This is a genomic window from Limnoglobus sp. (assembly GCF_059499385.1).
In genome coordinates this window covers 1-18,508 of record NZ_JCABYM010000041.1, presented here as the reverse complement: position 1 = coordinate 18,508, position 18,508 = coordinate 1, and the positions used below count along the sequence as shown (strand labels likewise).

The window sequence follows — 18,508 nt, the reverse complement described above, 5'->3', positions numbered from 1 at the left end:
GCCCTCCCCCCCAAGGGGGGAGGGAGAAAGAGCGGTCGCTTCGCTCCCGCCGGCCGCGCCGAGCAGCTGCGTCTGCACCATCAGCGCCGCCGTACTCGTCCGCACCAGCGCGTCTTGCAGTTGCAGGAACATCGCGTGCGCGTCGGCCGTTGCTTGCGTACTCGCCATCGCCGCGTGGACGAACGGCGACAGGTCGGCCGCCACAACCGGGCGCGGCGGCTCGACCGGCCGCGGGGACGGCGGCGGCGTCTGCGTCAGCGGCGCGACGACCTCCGGCACGATCACCGGCTCCGCCGGCGGCTCCCACGGCAACAGTTCCTCCTCCACCGGCACGTCGGTCGCCACCACCTTCGCCGGCAGCGGCGTCGGCTCCGGCGGCAGCGGCGTCGAAACGACGACCGGCTCCGGCTCGTCCGGCGGTCGCACCGGCGGCGCGGTCGAGACGGTCAGCGTCCGCTTCGGCGTCGCGTCCGCCGGCTGATGATCGACGCAGGCCGAGTCCCCGGCGTACAGCGCGTCGAGCGACACCGGAACCCGCTCGGCGATCAGGTTCGCCATCGTCCGCAGCACGAGCGACACGGAATCCTGCCGCGGCACGCACACCGACCGCGCCAGGTGCGGCCGGTCGCCGAGGATCGCGGCGACGGCCCGCGACGCCGACGCCCCCGGCCCCATCTCCAGGAACGTCCGCACCCCGTCCCGGTACGCCGCCTCGACCACGTTCGGGAAGTCGATGACGCCGAGCAGCCCGGCCGTGATCGAGTCGGCCGCGTTCGCCTCCGTCATCCGGTACTCGCGGCCCCACGCCCCGCTGTAGAACCGCACGCCGCCCGGCACGCTCACCGGCAGCGTGTGCAGCTCCCGGTACGGCCGCTCCACCGGCTTCCCGGCCTCGCAGTGCGCCAGCGTCACGCCCTCGATCGGAAGGAACGGCCGGCCCACGGCCGCGGCCAGCTTCTCCACGTCCGCCCGCACGCCGCCGATGACGCACTCCGTCGGCGTGTTCACGATCAACAGGTACGCCCGCAGGTTCGGCCGCAGGTGCGGCCGCACGTCGTCCGGGGCGGCCGGCGTCAGGCCGATCACCCAGTCGATGTCCCGCTTCTCCCCGTACTGCGCCTTCGCCGCGTTGTACGGCGGGCCGAGGTCGCTCGTGAACAGCGTGGACGTTTGAATCCGCCGGTACATCTCGTCGCGGGCGGTCCACACGCGGAGGCCGAACAGCCCGGCCGACTCGCCGAGGCTCTGGCCGATCATCGCGTCCGGGTAGAGGCCGAACGCGAACACGAGGTCGCTGGTCAGCGTGCCGAGCGTCACCTGGCCGAACAGGAAGTCGCGGGGCGTCGCGGCCGGCGGCAGGTCGGTTCCCCAGAACAGGTGCGGGGCGTACTGCGACCGCAGCTGCTTGTTCTCGCGGTGCTGCCGCCGGAGCACGTCCGGCCAACTCAGTGCGAGGTCGCGGCCCATGCCGGCGAACTGGTTCCCGGAGCCGGGGAAGACGGCCGCCACCTTCGCCCCGCGGCCGAACGGGTACGGGTTGAAGAACACGCGGTCCCGGACCGCCGGCCGCGGGTCCGGCGACCGCGGGTCCGGCAGCGGTTTCTCGCCGGCCGCCGCGACGTGCCGCCGGACGTGCTCGATTTGCTCCTTCAGCTCTTGCAGGTTCCGCGCGACGACCGCGACGGCGAGCTTGCGGCGGGGGTCCGGGGCGACGCGGCGGAACCAGTCGCGGGCCAGGGCCTCGATCGTCCGCGGCGTCGGCGGCAGCCACGCGAGCAGCCGGGTGAGGCCGTCGGCCACGGCCGCGCGGGTGTCGCCGTCCACGACGAACAACCCTTCGGGCCGCGCGCCGAGCGGCTGCCGCGTTTCCGCGTCCACCCGCGGGGCCGCGGGCGGCTGGGCGTACTCTTCCAGGACGACGTGCGAACTCGACCCGTCCACGCCGACGCCGCCGACGGCCGCCCGGCGGGGGCCGGCGGCGCGGTTGTGCAGCCACACCCGCGGCGTCGGCGGGTGGTCCGCGTTCGGCACGGCGTCCGTGCGGCCGCTCGGCGGCAGGACGTTCTGATACACGGCCAGCGCCGCCTTCACGACGCCGACGAGGGTGGACGCGAACCCGGTGTGCCCGACCTGCCGCTTCGCCCCGCCGAGCGCCAGCGGGAAGTCCCGCTTCGTCTCGCTCAACAGCGCCGTCAGGGCGCGGGTTTCCTCCGCGTCGTCGGCGGCTTCGAGGTAGCCGAGCTGCGACGGGTCGGTGTTCGCGTCCAGGCAGGCCCGCATGAGCGAGGAGGCGTAAGTGGCCGCGTCCGGCGACACGCCGCCGACGGCCCCGCCGCTCGCCGACCCGACGCCGCGGATGACGGCGTACACCCGGTCGCCGTCCTTCTCCGCGGCGGACAGCCGCTTCAGCACGACGGCCGCCGCCCCGTCGCCCGGCGGCAGCGCGTGCGTGACCAGCGCCCGCGGGTCGCTCGTCAGTTCCACCCCGCCGACGACGGCGCGGTCCAACTCGTTCGCCCGCAGCGCCCGGACCGCGAGTTCGAGGGCGCGACCGGACGACGTTTCCTCGCTGCACACGGTGAAGCTCGGGCCACCGAACCGGAACGCCCGCGCGATCCGGCTGGCCGCGATGCTGCCGAGCGCCCCCATGACGCGGTTCGCCGTCAGCGGCGGGCCGGCCAGGTCCGCGAGGGATTCGTCCTTCCGCTTCGCCGCCCACCGGAGGTGGAAGTTCGTCGTGTTCAGGTCCAGCCCCAGCCCGACGAACACGCCGGTCCGCGGGTCGCCGTCCTCGGCCGCGGGTTGCGTGCCGACGCAGTCGTCGAGCGCCGCCGCGGCCGTCTGGAGCGCGAGGAGTTGCTGCGGCAGCAGTTCTTCCAGTTCCTTCGGCGGGATGCGGAACCGGTCGAGCGGGATCGACACCTCCGGGATGGCGAAGTCGAGCTGCCCCGGCTTGCCGCCGAGCACGTACTCCTGGAACGCGCGGAGCGTCTGCCACGGCCCGCAGTGGGCCGCCATGCCGACGACCGCGATCGCGGAATCGACCGGCTCCGCGGCCTTCGCCCTTTTCGAGTCCGTCAGCTCGTCCACGCGGGCCTGCATCGACTTGAGTTTCGACAGGAAGACGCTCTTCGACCCGTCCTCTGACTCGGCCGGCTTCTCCCCGCGAGAGAGGTACGTCTGCCCCTTCCACTCCTCGACCAGGACGTGCGCGTTCACCCCGCCGAACCCGAACCCGCTGAGCGCCGCCTTGCGGGTCTTGCCCCGCGGCCGCCACTCCTCGGCCGCGGCCAGCACACGGAACGGGGCGTCGTCGAACGCCAGCGCCTTCGGCGGCCGCTCGAAGTTCGCCTGCGGCGGCAGCATCCCGGCCTTCATCGCCCGCACGACCTTCATCGCGGCCGCGGCCCCGGCCCCGGTCAGCAGGTGGCCGACGGTGGACTTCACCGAGCCGATGACGCACTGCCCCGGCTTCCACTCGGAATCGCCCCAGAGGGTGCGGAGGCTCTCGAACTCGACCGCGTCGCCGACCGGCGTGCCGGTCGCGTGGCACTCGATGAGATCGACTTCGTTCGGCGACCACCCGGCCTGCCGGTACGCGGTCCGCATCGCCCGCAGCTGCCCCTCGACGGCCGGGGCGAGCAGGTTGCCGACCATGTCGTTCGACAGCCCGAACCCGGTGAGGACGGCGTGGACCGTGTCGCCGACGGCGAGCGCGTCCGACAGCCGCTTCAGGACGAAGACGCCCGCCCCCTCGCCGACGACGAGGCCGTCGGCCGTGCGGTCGAACGGCGAGCACCGGCCGGTCGGCGAGAGCGCCCGGAGCTGCGCGAACCCCATCTGCGTGTACTGGCAGTCCGGCCGCGAGCAGCCGCCGGCGAGCATCACGTCCGCCCGGCCGGCGAGCAGTTCGTCCGCGGCGAGCTTGAGCGCGTACAGGGACGACGCGCACGCGGCGTCGAGGGTGAACGTGCCGCCGCCGAGGCCGAGGGCCTTCGCCAGCACGCCGGCCGGCAGCCCGGCCGGGAACCGGTTCCACGCGTGCGTCGGCGTCTGCGGGGCGAGGCCGAACGGCCCGCCGAGGTACTCGCGGGCGAGGTCGTTGGCCTTCTCGGTCGGCAGGCAGATGTTGCCCAACACGACGCCGGCCTTGCGGCGGTTCACGCCGTCGGTCTTGGCCGTCCGCCAGGCGCGGTTGCCCACGTCGAGGACGAGGTGGAACAGCGGGTCGAGGTCCCGCAGCAGGTCGGCCGGCACGGCGAGGCCGGACGTGTCAGCCTCGAACGGGTCGAGGAAGTAGCCGCGGGCGGAGTAGACGGAATCCGGGTGCGGGACGCGGGCGTCGAGGCAGGCGTCCGGCGGGACGAACCACCGGCCGGGGGGAACCTCGCGGGAGCAGTCGCGGGCGGTGACGACGTTCTGCCAGAACTGGTCCAGGTCCGCCCCGCTGCCGGGGAACCGGCCGGCCAGTCCGACGATTGCGACGCGATCGGCAGGCATTCAACCAACATCCTATATCGAGGAGGGCCGGTTCGGCCCGACTTCCGAAGTCCGGTTTCGACTTCGGAAGTCGATCCCGCGCGGGGGGCGGATGCCGTCGCGACGGCGAGCGTCGCGGCGTGAGCGCGGCGTGCCCGATCTCACGCGGCGGCCGGATGTCATTTCTGGTGGAACCCTGAGCGGAAGCGACGGGGTGTAGCGCCTTCACCCCGTCGCTTCCGCTCAGGGTTCCACGGGTTCTTGTTCGGGGGGGCCGTCATTGCCGGCTTCGACTTCCGAAGTCGAAGCCGGACTTCGGAAGTCAGGTGGCGGTCACTGCCGGACCAGCGGCCCCAGCTGGTTCCGCCGGAACGCCTGGTTCAGGCCGGGGTCGATGACGCACTCGTAGTCCTGCACCTGCGCCACCACCAACCCCTCCGGGTCCAGGAAGTCGATGTCCGCCCGCGCGAACGAGCCGTTGTCGCGGGTCACGCGGATCACCACCTTCGTCGGCCCGGCCGGGAACGCGCGACGGTACTGCCGGTAGCGGCCCAGGAAGCACGGCAGCGACCCGGCCCCGTGCTGCGCGAAGCTCCACAGGATCATCATCTGGAAGCTCGTGTCGAGCACCAGCGGGTCGGCCACCCACGCACTGCGGAGCGGGTTCTTGAACCACTCGCCCGGCGGCGGGGACGGGTACGCCGTCCCGATGAACGCCGTCTCCGTCAGCCCGTCCACGGCCTCGATGCCGTGCATGTCCGGGCCGTGGAACAGGAAGTACCGGTACACGTCCTCGATCGGGTGCGGGTACGGGTTCACGTCCGGCGGCCGGTCCACCCCCGGCGTCTTCGGCAAGGCACTCGCCAGCACGACCTCCGCCCGCGAGTGGATCACCTCCCGGCCGTCCCGCCGCTTGCCCCGCAGCTCGACCGGGACGACGAACGTGCCGTCCGCCTTCGCCGCCCGGCCGGCCATCAGCCGGAGGTTACTCGGCACGGCCTCCTCGACCATGACGCCGTGGGTGATGCGGAGGTCGTTGAACCCGTGGAACACGAGGCCGGGGTTGCCGTGCAGCGCCGCGTGCGCCAGCCACTCCATGTGGACGGCCATCGGCAGCACGGCCCGGCCGTCCAGGACGTGCGACCGCAGGACCGGGTGCGACGCCACGTCCACCGTCCGCTCGAACGCGAGCGCCATCTCGTTCGTCGGGACGGGCGGGCCGGTCAGCGGGGCCGGCGTGTTCGGGACCGGGACCTGAGCCGGGCGGCTGGACGCGGCCGCCGCGACCGCGCCGGACTTGTGGGGCTTCGGCCCCATCGCCACGACCTCGACCGACCGCCCGGCCGCGCCGAGTTCCTGCACGGCGAACGCCCCGCCGTCCGCGAGCGGGATCAGGCCGACGCCCTCCGCCTCGAACATCTTGCGGAGCGCCGGGGACACCATGCCGCCGTCCCACGGCCCCCAGTTGATGGCCACGACGCGGGCCGTCGGCCGCTTCCGGGCCTCGACCTCGGCGATCTTGTTCAGCACCTCGTTCGCGGCGGCGTAGGCCAGCTGCCCGACCCGCCCGAGCCGGCCGGTGATCGACCCGAACAGCACGACCGCCTTCAACGGCTCCCCGCCGAGCAGGTCGAGCAGGTGGCGGACGCCGTCCACCTTCGTCCCGTACACGTAGTCGAACTGCTCCGGCGTGAGCTGCTCGATCCGCCGGTCGGCCAGCACGCCGGCCCCGTGGACGAGGCCGGTGACGGTCCCGTACTTCACCTTGGTCTGGTGAAGGAGGTCGGCGACGGCCCGGCCGTTCGACGCGTTGACGGCGAAGTACGCGGCCCGCGCCCCCTTCGCCTCGATCCGGGCGAGCGTCTTGCGAATTTCGCGCTGCGCCGTCACCTTCGCGAACTGCTCGGCGAGGACCTTCGGCGTGGCGTCCGGGCCGAGTTGCGCGGCGATGGCGTGCTTGATGGACACGTCGTCGGTCTTCCCGGCCAGCCACGCCGGTTCCGAGCCGCTCGGGGCGGGGGTGCGGCCGGTGAGGATCAAGGTCGGCTTGAACGCCTCCGCGAGCGCGACGGCGACCTCGGCCGTCACCCCCCGCGCCCCGCCGGTGACGAGCACCACGTCCTGCGAATTGAGGGCCGCCGCCTGCGACGTGGTGCGGCGGGCGGTCCGGGCCAGTTCCAGCGTACACCGGTGGGCCTGCGAAATCCCGACCTCGACCGGTCCGGCCGCGAGCAGTTCCTCGACCACGGCGGCGGCCGCGGCGGACGGCGACTCGGCGGCGAAGCTCGGCAGCAGGTCGATGGCCTTGCACGCGAGTTCCGGCCACTCCCAGCGGGCGGTCTTGACGATGCCGGCGAGGCCGCCGGCCACCGGGTCCGCGGCCGGCTGCATGTTCGTCAGGCCGAACGTCCCGTCGAGCCGGGCGACGCTGACGAGGATGGCGGACGGCGTGCCGCGGGCGGCCGCCCGCAGCCGCGGCCCGGCCGCCTGCACCCACTGGAACGCGAGCCGGTTCAGCGGCAGGGTCGCGGGGATCGTTTGCGGCGCGATCAGCACGAGGCCGGAGAGCGTGGTCCCCGGCCGGGCCGCGCCGACGGTGGACCAGCCGAGGATGCGGGGGGTGAACCCGAGCGTGGACAGTTGCGCGGAGATTTCGCGGACGACCGGCTCGTCGTCGGCGACGAGCCAAATCTCCCCGCCCTCGGCGAGCGGGACGGGGGCGCGGCCGGCCGCGAGGTCGAGGTCCACGACCTGCACGATGCTCCGCTCGACCGTCTCCGACAGCACGCCGCTCGGCCGCGGGCCGTCGGCCGGGCGGGCGAGCGGGACCGTCCGCTCGACCTGCTCCATCGGCACGAGCAGCGACTCGGTGACGGCCGCGGCGACGATGCCGTTCACCCGCTCGGTCTTGGGGGCGACGACCTCGGACGCGCCGGTCGGGGCGGCCAGCGGCGGGGCCAACTTGCTCGACTCGGCGATCAGGTCCAGTGCGTTCGCGTCCTTCTCGTTGGCCGGCGGGGTGGCGGCCGCGAGGATGTCCTCCGGCCGCAGCGCCATTTTCTGCGTGGACGGCCCGGCGGCGAGGGCCGGCTGCGGCTTCAGCACGGCCGGGCCGCCGATCAGGTCCGCCACGTCCCGGAGGGTGTGGAGTTGGCCGAGGTGCTCGGGCTTGACGGCGGCCGAGCCGGGGAGCTTCTCCTGGAGGGCGGAGAGAATTTCGACCCGCTTGATGGAGTCGATGCCGAGGTCGGTGTCGAGGGCCATGTCGAGGGACAGCATCTCCACCGGGTAGCCCGTCTTCTCGGAGACGACCGCCAGCAGCGTCGCGGCCACCGCGTCCCCGGCGATCGGTTCCACGTCCACCGGGACGCCCAGCGGCACGTCGAACTCGGGGGGCGTCAGGGCCGGGGTCGGGCGGGCCACCGCCGCGGGCACGGGGTTCGACATCGGCCGCGGGATGTACACCGGCGTGGACGACGGCTTCTCGGCCGCGCCGCTGCCGCCGATCAGGTCCGCCACGTCCCTTAACGTGTGGAGTTGGCCGAGGTGTTCGGGCTTGACGGCGGCCGAGCCGGGGAGTTGGTCCTGGAGGGCGGACAGGATTTCGACCCGCTTGATGGAGTCGATGCCGAGGTCGGCGTCGAGCGTCATGTCGAGGGACAGCATCTCCACCGGGTACCCCGTCTTCTCCGACACCACCGCCAGCAGCGTGGACCCGACGGCCGCCGGAATCGCGGCGTGGTCGCCGTTGCGCTCGGGCGACGGCGGCGGGGCGGGCGGGGGGACGATCGGGACCGCCACCGCCGCCACCGCCACGGGGGGCGGGGGTGGCGGCGGCGGGACGACCGGGGCCGGGAACGGCGGGGGCGGCAGTTGCACCGGCGTCGCGGCGACGGGCAGGGGCGCAAAGCCGACCATCGCGTGCTGCTGGGCGACGAGCGCCGCGAGGGTCTGCTGGGCCTGCATCTGCGATTCGAGGAACTGCTTGTGCAGCCGGGCCGTCTCCTCCTGCATCCGCTGGAGGGCGGCCAGCGTTTGCTGCACGGTCGAGAGCGGGGCCGCGGGCGGCACGGGGTCGGGCATGGCAGGCGATTCCGATTGAAAACGAGTCTCCAGCTCCCGCGTCCGGGCCGGCCGCTTCGGCCGCGGCGACACGTAGTTCGCGCCGGACAGCGGGACCGTCAGCCCCGGCTTCGCGGCCTTCGGCACGGGGCGGCAGCGGCCCTCGGCCTCCCAGGCTTCCAGCTTCACCGAATGCCCGCGGGCCGCCAACTTGGCCAAAACGTCCGCCAAGTCTAGCACACCGGACCGCCGCCCGGCGGTCGCGTCCACGGCCGCGGCAAGAATTTCCGCCGCGGCCGGAACCCCGTCCGCCGGCTCCTCGACGACGGCCGCGACCAGCTTCGTCAGCACGTTGCCGGGGCCGACCTCCAGGAACGTCCGCACGCCGGCGCGGATCATGCCGCGAATCTGTTCGACGAACGCGACGGGCTTCGCGAGTTGGTTCCCCAACAGTTCGCGGGCGTCGGCGGCGTCGGCCGGGTACTCGGCGGCCGTCGTGTTGGCGAAGACCGGCACGTTCGCCGGGCGGAAGTCGATGTCGTCGAGCGCGGCCCGGAACGGCTCGGCCGCGTCCGCCACGAGCGGGCTGTGGAACGCGGCCGCGACCGGCAGCCGGGCCGACCGCAGCCGCTTCGCCTGGATGGTGGCGGCGACCCGCTCGATCTCGGCCGTCGGGCCGGACAGGACGGTCTGCTTCGGGGCGTTCTTGTTGGCGATGACCACGTCCGCGCCGCACTCGAAGATGGCGGCCTCGATCTCCGGCAGCGGCGCGAGGACGGCGAGCATCCCGCCGGGGTCGTCGCCGTGCGCGGCCCGCTTCGCCATGAGTTCGCCGCGGAGCCGGGACAGGCGGAAGAGCGAATCGAGGTCGAACCGCCCGGCCGCGGCGAGGGCCGGCAGTTCGCCGTAGCTGTGCCCGGCGAAGGCGTCCGCCTCCACGCCGAACCGCTCGTACAGGACCCGCCACGCTCCGAAACTCACCGCGCCGATGGCGGGTTGGGCCACGTTCGTGGCGCGGAGGGCGTCGTCCTGCTTCGGCTTGGCGTCCTTCGCGAAGCTGGTCGGCGGGTAGATTTTCGCCGCGAGGTCGTGCTCGTTGGCCTGCGCGAGCGTGTCGAGCATTTCCGGGAACAGGCACGCCAGTTCCCGCAACATGCCGACGGCCTGCGACCCCTGGCCGGGGAAGAGGACGGCGAGCTTGCCCGCCGCCGGGCCGCTGCCGTAGTGCGCGTTGTCGGTGTGCCACTCCGTCGCGTGCGGCTGCGTGGCGAGCTGTTCCTTCGCGGTCGCGACGAGCTTCTCCAGGTCGTCGGCGTGCGACGCGACGAGGACGAGGCGGCACGCCGCGTCCGGCAGGAACGCATGCCTAGACGCCTCGGCGGCGCGGGCGAAGTCGTCCCAGGTGCGCGGGACCTTCACCAGCCCGACGGCGATGTCCTGCGGCGTGTTGCCGCCGAGGGCGAGAATCTCGACGCGGCCGCTCCAGTCCACGGCCGCCTTCGCCGGGGCGTACTCTTCGAGGACGGCGTGGAAGTTCGACCCGCCGAACCCGAACGCGCTCACCCCGGCCCGCCGCGGGTGGTTCGCGCTCGGCAGCCACGGCCGCATCTGCGTGTTCACGTAGAACGGCGAGTCCGCCGCGTTCAACGGATCGACCGGCCGCGACACCTTGAGCGTCGGCGGCAGCACCTTGTAGTGCAGCGCGAGCGCGGCCTTGATGAGGCTCGCCGCGCCGGCCGCGGCTTTCGTGTGGCCGATCTGGGACTTCACGGAGCCGATAGCGCACCACGGCTTGTCGCTCTTGCCAAAGATTTCGGTGAGCGCGCTCGCCTCGGTCGCGTCGCCGACCTTCGTGCCGGTCCCGTGCGCTTCCAGCAACTCGATCGTGTCCGGCGTCACCCCGGCGCGGGTGTAGGCGTCCGTCAGGCACCGCTTCTGGCCGTCCGCGGACGGCGCGTAGATGGCGTTCCCCTTGCCGTCGCTGCTCGTGCCGATGCCGCGGAGGACGGCGTACACCGTGTCCCCGTCCCGCTCGGCGTCGGCCAGCCGCTTCAGCACGACCATGCCCAGCCCCTCGCCGAGGATGGTCCCGTCGCCGTTGGCGTCGAACGGCTTCGAGTCGCCGGACTTCGACAGCGCCGGCGTCTTGCTGAAGCACATGAACATGAAGATGTCGTTGAACGTGTCCGCCCCGCCGGTCACGACCACGTCCGCCTTGCCGGTTTGCAGTTCGAGCGCCGCGAGATGGACGGCGGAGAGTGACGAGGCGCACGCGGCATCGACGACGCAGTTCGTGCCGTGCAGGTCGAGCTTGTTCGCGATCCGCCCGGCGACGACGTTGCCGAGCAGGCCGGGGAAGCTGTTCTCCTGCCACGGGACGTAGCTCTCGCCGATGCGGTCCACCACGTCCTGCGCCACGTCGTCCGGGACGCCGGCGTCCTTGAGCGCCCGCCGCCAGTGCGGGTGGCCGAGGCGAGCGCCGAGCGGGATGACGAGTTCCAGCGTCCCGGTGACGCCGAGGATGACCGAAATCTTCGACCGCTGAACCTTCGAGTTCTCCCCGAGTAGCTTCGCATCGAGCAGGGCCTGCTTGGCCGCGACGAGGCCGAGCAGTTGCGTGGTGTCGGTCGCCTCGATGTCCTTCGGCGGGAGGCCGAATTCCATTGGGTTGAAGTCGAGGACCGGGAGGAACCCGCCCCGCTGGGCGTAGGTCATGTCCGGGGCCTTCGGGTCGGCGTCGAAGTAGTCGGCCGGGTTCCAGTGCGTCGGCGGGACGGGGCGGATGCAGTCGTCGCCGTGCTTGACGTTGGCCCAGTAGTGCCCCGGCCCGCCGGCGTTCGGGAACAGGCAGCCGAGGCCGACGATGGCGAGCGGGGCGGGTTGTTGAGTCGTGTCATTCATGGTCAAAATCGGTGTCCACTCCCGGCCGTTAGGCGTGCGGCAAACTCCAATATTCCTCAATCGCGTAACTCATCTCGTTGGTCCACACGCGCGGTTCATAGTCCTCGTCATCCATCGAATCTTGCAAGTACGTCAAAACATCGCAGACGCACTGGCGTTGAACACCGGTCAAGATGTCAAACCGTTCTCGGTGGTAGTCGCCGAGACGCGTCAATTGAAACATCAGGCTCTCATACATATCGCCGTATACGTTGTGATCGTGGCCACTGACGAGCAGTGTCAGGCAAGCTGGCAGATAGAATCGCATGCCCTTGGCGTCTAGGAAGGAAAGTCCTCCGCACCCGACGCCGAACAACCAGGGCATGTCCGGCTCTAACATTGCCTTATGCCAATCGTGCTTCTCGTCCGGAACTCTCGCCGCCTGCCGTTCCTCCGTAGTTCCGTAATCGTCGAGCACTCGCGATTCATGTAGGCTCACACCGTCACCCAACTCGACGCCTTGAAAGGCCCCTTCGATCATCCTCAACAGTTCGCCCTGACGGTCCGACATCGTCAATACCCTTCGGCCGCGGAGCGGCCCGCGGCTATAGCCTGGGGCGGAAGCCCCAGGTCGCGAGCGTGTGCCGGGGCGAAGATCGGGGCGGGGGTCGTTGTCCTGGGGCTTCCGCCCCAGGCTTTATCCGGCGGCCCCTTCGGGGCGAAAACCGGTCACCGCAACTTCGCCTCGATCTGCTCCGGCGTCAGCGGCTCCGTCGGGAAGCACGCCGCCGGCAGATGCACGCCCTGCACCGCGAGCGCTTGTCGGCGTTGGACTACGCACGCGCCGTAGAGCAGGTTCATCGCCACCGCCGCGACGGTACGGTTCCGCGGCTCCTCCAGGTACGACCCCTTCGCCCACTCGTTGAACGCGCCCATCGCCGGGCCGCACCACACCTGGTAGTCGAGCTGCCGGCCCGCTTCTCCCGCGTTCGCCCACCGCGACGACAGCCCGAGGTACCAGCGGAACACGAGCGCCATCTTGTGCTTCGGGTCCGCCTCCGCCTTCGGCAACTGCGTCGGGTCGCGGCGCTGGAAGAACGCCTTCGTCTCCGCCCAGACTTCCTCGAACGGACGCCGCAGGAGCGTTTTCTCGATGTTCAGGCGTTCAGAATCGGGAACCTTGTCCCAGCCACTATATGCGCGATAGATGTCGTACAGCTTCTGCGCCCGCATCGGGAACATCGTGCCGCGCTTCAGCACCTGAAGTTTCACCCCCATCTCGAACATGTCGGCGGCCGGGGCCATCGCGGTGTCGGCTTGGCCCGCCTCGGCGAGCATCTTCCGCACCGCGTCGGACGAACCCGACTCGACGCACGCCTGGTTCACGCTGCCGGTGACGACGTAGGCCGCGCCCATCGCGAACGCGCCGGCCACGCCCGCCGGCGTCGCGATCCCGCCGGCGAGGCCGACCCGCACCGGCGTGACGAACTTGTACTGCGCCTGCACCCGGTCCCGCAGGGCGAGCATCGTCGGCAAGAGCGTGATCGCCGGGCGGTTGTCCGTGTGCCCGCCGCTGTCCGCTTCCACGGTGAGGTCGTCGCACATCGGGAGCTTCGCCGCCGCGTCCGCCTGGTCGGGCGTGATCTGCCCGGCCGCGACGAGTTCCTGGAGCATCCGCGGCGGCGGCGGCGAGAGGAACTTCGTCGCCACCTCCACCCGCGACACCTTCGCGATCACCCGGTTCGTCACCAGCGGCTGCCCGGTAGACCCGGTGCGAATCCCGGCCGCCCGGTACCGCACGATCGCGGGCGTCAGGTCGAGGTACGCCGACGCCTCGACGACGCGGACCCCCTTGCGGATGAGCAACTCCGCGACGGCCGCCTCGTGCGCCGGCTCGTTCGGGCTGTGGATCAGGTTGACGCAGAACGGCGCGTCCGGCAGCGACTCCTGAAGCCGGTCGATGGCCGCCGTCACCCGCTCGACCGACAGCCCGGCCGCGCCGAAGCTGCCGAGCAACCCGTGGCGGCCCATCGCCTCGACGACCTCGGCCGACGCGATGCCGTTGGCCATCGCCCCGGTCATGTACGGGTAGCGGAGGCCGTAGGCGGCGGCGAACGCCGGGTCGCCGAGCATGTCCGGCGTCATCGACGGGAGCGACGCGAACAGCGGCAGGAAGTCGCTCCCCGGCGACGACCCGACGCCGATGCGGGTCTCGCCGCCGGTCCCGACGGCCAATCCGCCGGCCGTGCTGATCACGTTCACCGGGACCTTGAGCGACCCGATGAGGGTCCGCACGGCGGCCGGGTCCACGGTCGGCGGCGTGCGGTCCGGCCGCCACCACCCGAGGCTGATGCGGACCAGCGACCGCGACGTGGCGGCCGGCGCTATGGGACCGGAGTGCGACATAATGGCGGACGTTTCCGGGGCTTGCGGCCCGGCCGACGGCGTTACGAATGGTTTACGATTCCGCCGCCCGCGGGACAGCCTTCATTCCGGGGATGGGGGTGTGGCGAACAAGAGGGGTTCCGGCATTCCGCGAGGAATGATCGCATCGGCCGCGCCCGAGCGGGCAGGACCGCGAGAGTCGGGGGAGGGGCCGTAGGTTTCGCCGACCGCCAGGGGCGGGGGAAAATGATTCCACGGAAACCGCCCCACCCTCGCCTGGAATCATTTCAAAAAACCGGAATCATTTCCCGCGGCGTGCCAAGCCGTTACGATTAATGAACTTGCGTTCACATTTGTGTTCCGGAATCATTTCGCCCACTGCCGGAATCATCCCGAACCCGGCGGACGCCGCCCGCGTCCGAAAAGTGGTTCATTCCGGAGGTGTGACATGGCCGACGCAATGGCCGCGCTGGAATGGCTCCGACCCGTGCTGGAACCGATGCCCCGCCGGAAGCAGTTGCTGCTCGCCTGCGCCTACGCCCGGCGGTTCAGCGGGTACTGGCCGGACGAAACGTGCCTGCAACTGGTCGAGACGGCCGAGCGGTTCGCCGACGGGAAGGCCGGCAGCCGGGACGTGCGGGCCGTGTGGAAGCGATGCACGGCGGCCTGGGAGGGCCGAGATTATCACATCCGCTTGGCGATGTACATCCCGTGCGAGTTGGGCTTCTTCGCGGTTACCCACCAGCGGGGGACGCCGTGGCGGGTGTTCGCCGAAATCCTGCTGTGGGTGAACTGCCTGTCTTACGAGCAACCCGGCCTCGACCCGACGTTCTGGTTCGAGCGGGAGATGCAGGCGATTCTGAACCTCGCCCGCGAACTCGGGTCGGACCTCGAGGGGCCGTTCGACCCGGCGTGGCGGACGGACGTGGCCGTCAACCTGGCGCAGCAGGTCTACGACGCCCAAACCTACGAGTTGATGCCACTGCTCGCGGACGCCCTCCAGGACGCCGGGTGCGAGGACGCGGCCGTCCTCGGCCACGGCCGCGGGCCGGGGCCGCACGCCCGCGGGTGCTGGGTCGTCGATCTCGTGGTGGGAAAGGAATAGGCGAACGGCACGGCGTAAGCGTGCCGGTGGTGTGGGAGCGCAGTACCGGCACGCTTACGCCGTGCCGTTCGCCGTGCCGCGGCAGCGGGTACGCCCGCGGGAACTGGGTCGTGGACGCGGTGCTGGCCCGCAATTAGTCCGTGTCCATCCAGTTCTCGAACCGCAGGCCGGGGATTTGCCCGAAGTCGCGGGAATTGGCAGTCAATAACAGGGCGTTCTGCGTCAGCGCAATGGCGGCGATCTTGCGGTCCATCGTGCCGACCTTCCTGGCGGGCAACTGGTCGAACCGGTCGGCCGCCGCGTCGTCGAACGGCTGGACGTGCAACTCGCTGAAGAAGTCGAAGAGCAACCCCAACTCGCGGTACGGGTTGACCTGCCGCTTGGCCTTCCGTTCCTTGGTGATCGTGGCGAGCCAGCCGCGCATCTGCTCCTCGACGGTGATGATGGTCGTGCCGACCAACTCCCTCGCGGCGGCCAGCTTCCGGCTGAGGCGAGCGTACCGGTCGCTGTCCCGGTACTTGAGGGCCTAGGCGTGGTCGGTGTCGAGGAGAATCATTGCGCCGCCTCGTCGCGGGCGGCGTCCCGTTCCGCCTCGCGGATGGCGGCCCCGGCGGCATCGACGTCCTTCATGAACTCGCTGCCGGTGAACATCCCGGCGACCCGCCGCCAGTCCTTGACCTTGGGCGGCGCGGCCGCACGCTTCTGCTCGGCCACCTCCTGTTCGAGAGCTTGCAGGCGTGCGGCGAGGGCCTCGAGCGTCAATTCCGGCATGGGACGACCTCCGCGGGGCGTTGTAATTATACACGCCCCACGGCAAACCCCGGTCACGCCACGGTCACCCGCTCGTCGAGGTCCGGGACGACGCCGGGGGCCTTCGGCAGCCCCTTGCCGGTGAAGATCGACGGGCCGCTGATGAGCAGCTTCCCGTCCGAGTCCGTGAAGTACCCGTACACCCCGAACGCGCCGACCTTGCTGTCGCCCAGCGGCGGCTCGAACGACACGATCACGCCGTTGCGGTCGCCACTGTCCGCGCCGCCGAGGAAGAAGTCCGCGAGCGGCGCGGCCGTCGATCCCTTGTTCGCGGCGATGTCCGTGCCGGAAATGACCCGCGCCCGCTGGCCGCCGCCCTTGCCCGCGCCGACGATCAGGTCGGCCACGCCGTCCCCGTTCACGTCCCCGGCGTCGATCGACACGCCGCCGCGGAAGGAAATGTCCGGCATCGCCCAGAAATCGTTCACCACCCGCGTCGCCTTGCCGGCCATGACGCTCGCACCCTCCCACAGCGCCACCCGCGGGCCGCCGCCGCGGCCGGCCCCGACGAACAGGTCGTCCTTGCCGTCCGCGTTCATGTCCGCCGCCGCCACCGCCGCCCCGCCGCGGAAGTTCGCGTCCTCGATCCCGTAGATGCTCGCCACCTCGTTCAGCCCGAACGTCGCCGGCGGCGGCGGGAAGATGGCGATCTGCGGGTGCTGGGTGTAGGCCAGCACGACGACGCGGCCGCTGCCGCCCTTGTCGGCCGAGACGATCACCTCGTCCTTGCCGTCGCCGTTCAGGTCGCCGGCCGTGACCCGCGCCCCGCCGGTGTACGTCTGCTCGAACACGGCGACCGTCTCGGTCTTGTCCGGGATGCCGCCGTAGAAGACGGTCAACTTCACCGGCTCGCCGGCCTTCGTCGCGGTGACGAAGTCCTGGTTGCCGTCGCCGTTGAAGTCCCCGGCGGCGGACCGCGACGGGTCGAAATCGACGGCGTACAGCGAGACCGGGCCGGTGGTGCCGGACGGCGTGTGCCGGTCCTCGAGTGCGTCGAGTGAGAGCTTGCGGAACTTGGCCATGATTCGGTAACCCCCAGTGTGGACGGGCCGAACGTCCGTGCTTGGCCCCTAATACTACGGGCACGGGTCCGGGGCCAGTGGAGCCGGGGTTCGGCCACTTCCCCTTGCACGGTCCCCCCGGTTCGTGCGGTAATGGCGGCGTCACCACGGAGGGCGACGCGATGCCGCGAGACGTGATCCCGTTCCGGGCCGGGCCGACCCGGTCCCCGCTGGCCCCGGACGCCGGGCCGAACCCGGCGTTCGCCGCCCTCAACCTGTTCCGCCGGCTGGCCGACACGCTCGCCGCCGCGAAGACGTTCCGCGACGCCTGCCGGACGCTCGAACGGCGGAACGGGAAGTGGGGCGTGCCCACGCTGTTCTTCTTCGCCCGGATGACGCCGGCCGAGCGGTCCCCGACGCTGCGGAACTTCATCGCCGAGCGGTACGCCGTGCCGGTCGCGCGGCGGATGCCGGACGCGGGGCGGGCGTGGGCGGCGCTGACGGACCTCATCGACGACGCGTTCACCGCCTGCTGCAACAGCGTCGAGGTCCGGCGGGCGGCGCGGGCCGTGCCGCACCTGCGGGAGCGGCTGGCGGACTTCGCCCCGGACCACCGGGCGTGCCACGAGTTGTCCGCGCTCCTGTCCGTGGCGGACGACTTCGTCGTGACCGTCCTGCACCCGGCGGCGCGGGCCGGGTTCCGGTTCCAGTTGGAAGGGATCGTCGATCTGGCGCAGCTGCACGTCCTGCTGGCGGACGCGGTCGTCGGGGCGGCGGCCCGCGGGTACGTCCCCGGCCCGCGGCCGGACCCGCGGGTGGTGGACGCCTACCTGGATCAGCCGACCGACCCGGCGGCGGACGTGGCGACGGCCCGGTTCCAGATGTACCGGCCGACGGCGGTGCTGGCGGACGGCACGCTGCCGGCGCGGTTCCACGGGGCGGACGAGTGGCTGTGGGGCCACGAGTCGCCGCACGCGATCCCGGCCGTGAACGGCGAGCGGGTGCTGCTGCTGGCGGACGCCGCGTACCCGCGGCAGTGGCCGGTGGCCCGCCGGTTCGCGGCGCTCAACGGCGGGCTGCAGTTGGTGAAGTTGCTCGCCCGCGAGGAGGTGGACGGCTGGCTGGCGACGCTGTCGAAGCAACCGGCCGTGCGGACGCCGCTGCAACGGGCGGCGTGAAAAAGCGAGCGGCCCGCGAGTTCATCGCGGGCCGCTCGAGTGGAGGCGCCGGGAATCGAACCCGGGTCCCGAGGCACTTCCGTGCCGGCGTCTACGTGTGTAGCAAGTTCATGCCCGTGGCCCGCCTTTCGGTTGCCACCCGTTCGCTTGTACCGTCCCCAACTTGCAGGGTGCGGCACGCGCTATCGGTCAGGTTTTTTAGCCGACGCCGCCACCGAGTCGGAACCGGTTGCCCGGCCCCTCGAGCGTCCGCGATCGGGAATTGGCGTCCGAACGATGACCTCTCCCGCGAAGGGCACCGAACGGCTCACGGGTTATTAAGCCGCGAGGGAGAACTGCGTTTCAGCAGTTGTAGTGTGACCGGCTTTTTACGAGGCCAACCGATCAACCTCGACACGCGACCGAACACTTCACTTACCCGGTCGAAACCATTTCGCCCCCGGAGACGGCATTATACGCACCCGGCCCCGGCGGGACACCTGACTTCCGAAGTCCGGCTTCGACTTCGGAAGTCGAACCGGCAACGGCGGCCACGCACACGAGTGGCGAGCGTCGGGGGGGGGGGGGGGGGGGGGGGGGGGGGGGGGGGGGGGGGGGGCGGGGGGGGG

General features: G+C 71.5%; 8 protein-coding genes, 1 other RNA gene and 1 pseudogene. 2 read left to right on the top strand and 8 right to left on the bottom strand.

What is annotated here, in order from left to right; genetic code table 11:
• The 4 genes from AC5JJ2_RS06760 to AC5JJ2_RS06745 form a co-directional block, all read right to left on the bottom strand.
• On the bottom strand, positions 1-4,500 hold a 4,500-nt coding region (locus tag AC5JJ2_RS06760), incomplete at its 3' end, for a beta-ketoacyl synthase N-terminal-like domain-containing protein (protein ID WP_495857206.1).
• A gap of 312 nt (positions 4,501-4,812) precedes the next feature.
• Positions 4,813-11,442 (bottom strand): SDR family NAD(P)-dependent oxidoreductase, encoded by a 6,630-nt coding sequence (locus tag AC5JJ2_RS06755; RefSeq protein WP_495857205.1) that lies wholly within the window; start codon positions 11,440-11,442, stop codon positions 4,813-4,815.
• A gap of 28 nt (positions 11,443-11,470) precedes the next feature.
• Entirely contained in the window at positions 11,471-11,992 is a 522-nt protein-coding gene (locus tag AC5JJ2_RS06750) for a DUF6714 family protein (RefSeq protein ID WP_495857204.1), read from the bottom strand.
• A gap of 158 nt (positions 11,993-12,150) precedes the next feature.
• Entirely contained in the window at positions 12,151-13,827 is a 1,677-nt protein-coding gene (locus AC5JJ2_RS06745) for a PfaD family polyunsaturated fatty acid/polyketide biosynthesis protein (RefSeq protein ID WP_495857203.1), read from the bottom strand.
• 427 nt (positions 13,828-14,254) lie between these two features.
• Between AC5JJ2_RS06745 and AC5JJ2_RS06740 the strand changes: the two genes are divergently transcribed.
• A complete protein-coding gene (locus AC5JJ2_RS06740; RefSeq protein WP_495857202.1) occupies positions 14,255-14,911 on the top strand; it encodes a hypothetical protein in 657 nt (218 codons plus the stop codon).
• A gap of 133 nt (positions 14,912-15,044) precedes the next feature.
• On the opposite strand, the pseudogene AC5JJ2_RS06735 reads toward AC5JJ2_RS06740, so the two are convergent.
• The 3 genes and pseudogenes from AC5JJ2_RS06735 to AC5JJ2_RS06725 all read right to left on the bottom strand — a co-directional run.
• Positions 15,045-15,413, bottom strand: a pseudogene (locus tag AC5JJ2_RS06735) (type II toxin-antitoxin system VapC family toxin); the annotation flags it as partial.
• Between the two features lie 50 nt (positions 15,414-15,463).
• A complete protein-coding gene (locus AC5JJ2_RS06730) occupies positions 15,464-15,682 on the bottom strand; it encodes a hypothetical protein (protein ID WP_495857201.1) in 219 nt (72 codons plus the stop codon).
• A 53-nt stretch (positions 15,683-15,735) separates the two neighbouring features.
• Positions 15,736-16,743 (bottom strand): FG-GAP repeat domain-containing protein, encoded by a 1,008-nt coding sequence (locus AC5JJ2_RS06725; RefSeq protein ID WP_495857200.1) that lies wholly within the window; start codon positions 16,741-16,743, stop codon positions 15,736-15,738.
• 161 nt (positions 16,744-16,904) lie between these two features.
• Here AC5JJ2_RS06725 and AC5JJ2_RS06720 point away from each other — a divergent pair, with 161 nt between their 5' ends.
• Positions 16,905-17,900, top strand: coding sequence for a hypothetical protein (locus tag AC5JJ2_RS06720; RefSeq protein WP_495857199.1), 996 nt, complete (start codon positions 16,905-16,907; stop codon positions 17,898-17,900).
• Between the two features lie 37 nt (positions 17,901-17,937).
• Here the strand turns inward: AC5JJ2_RS06720 and ssrA are convergent.
• Positions 17,938-18,341, bottom strand: a transfer-messenger RNA (tmRNA) gene (ssrA, locus tag AC5JJ2_RS06715).
• Positions 18,342-18,508: the final 167 nt, after the last annotated feature.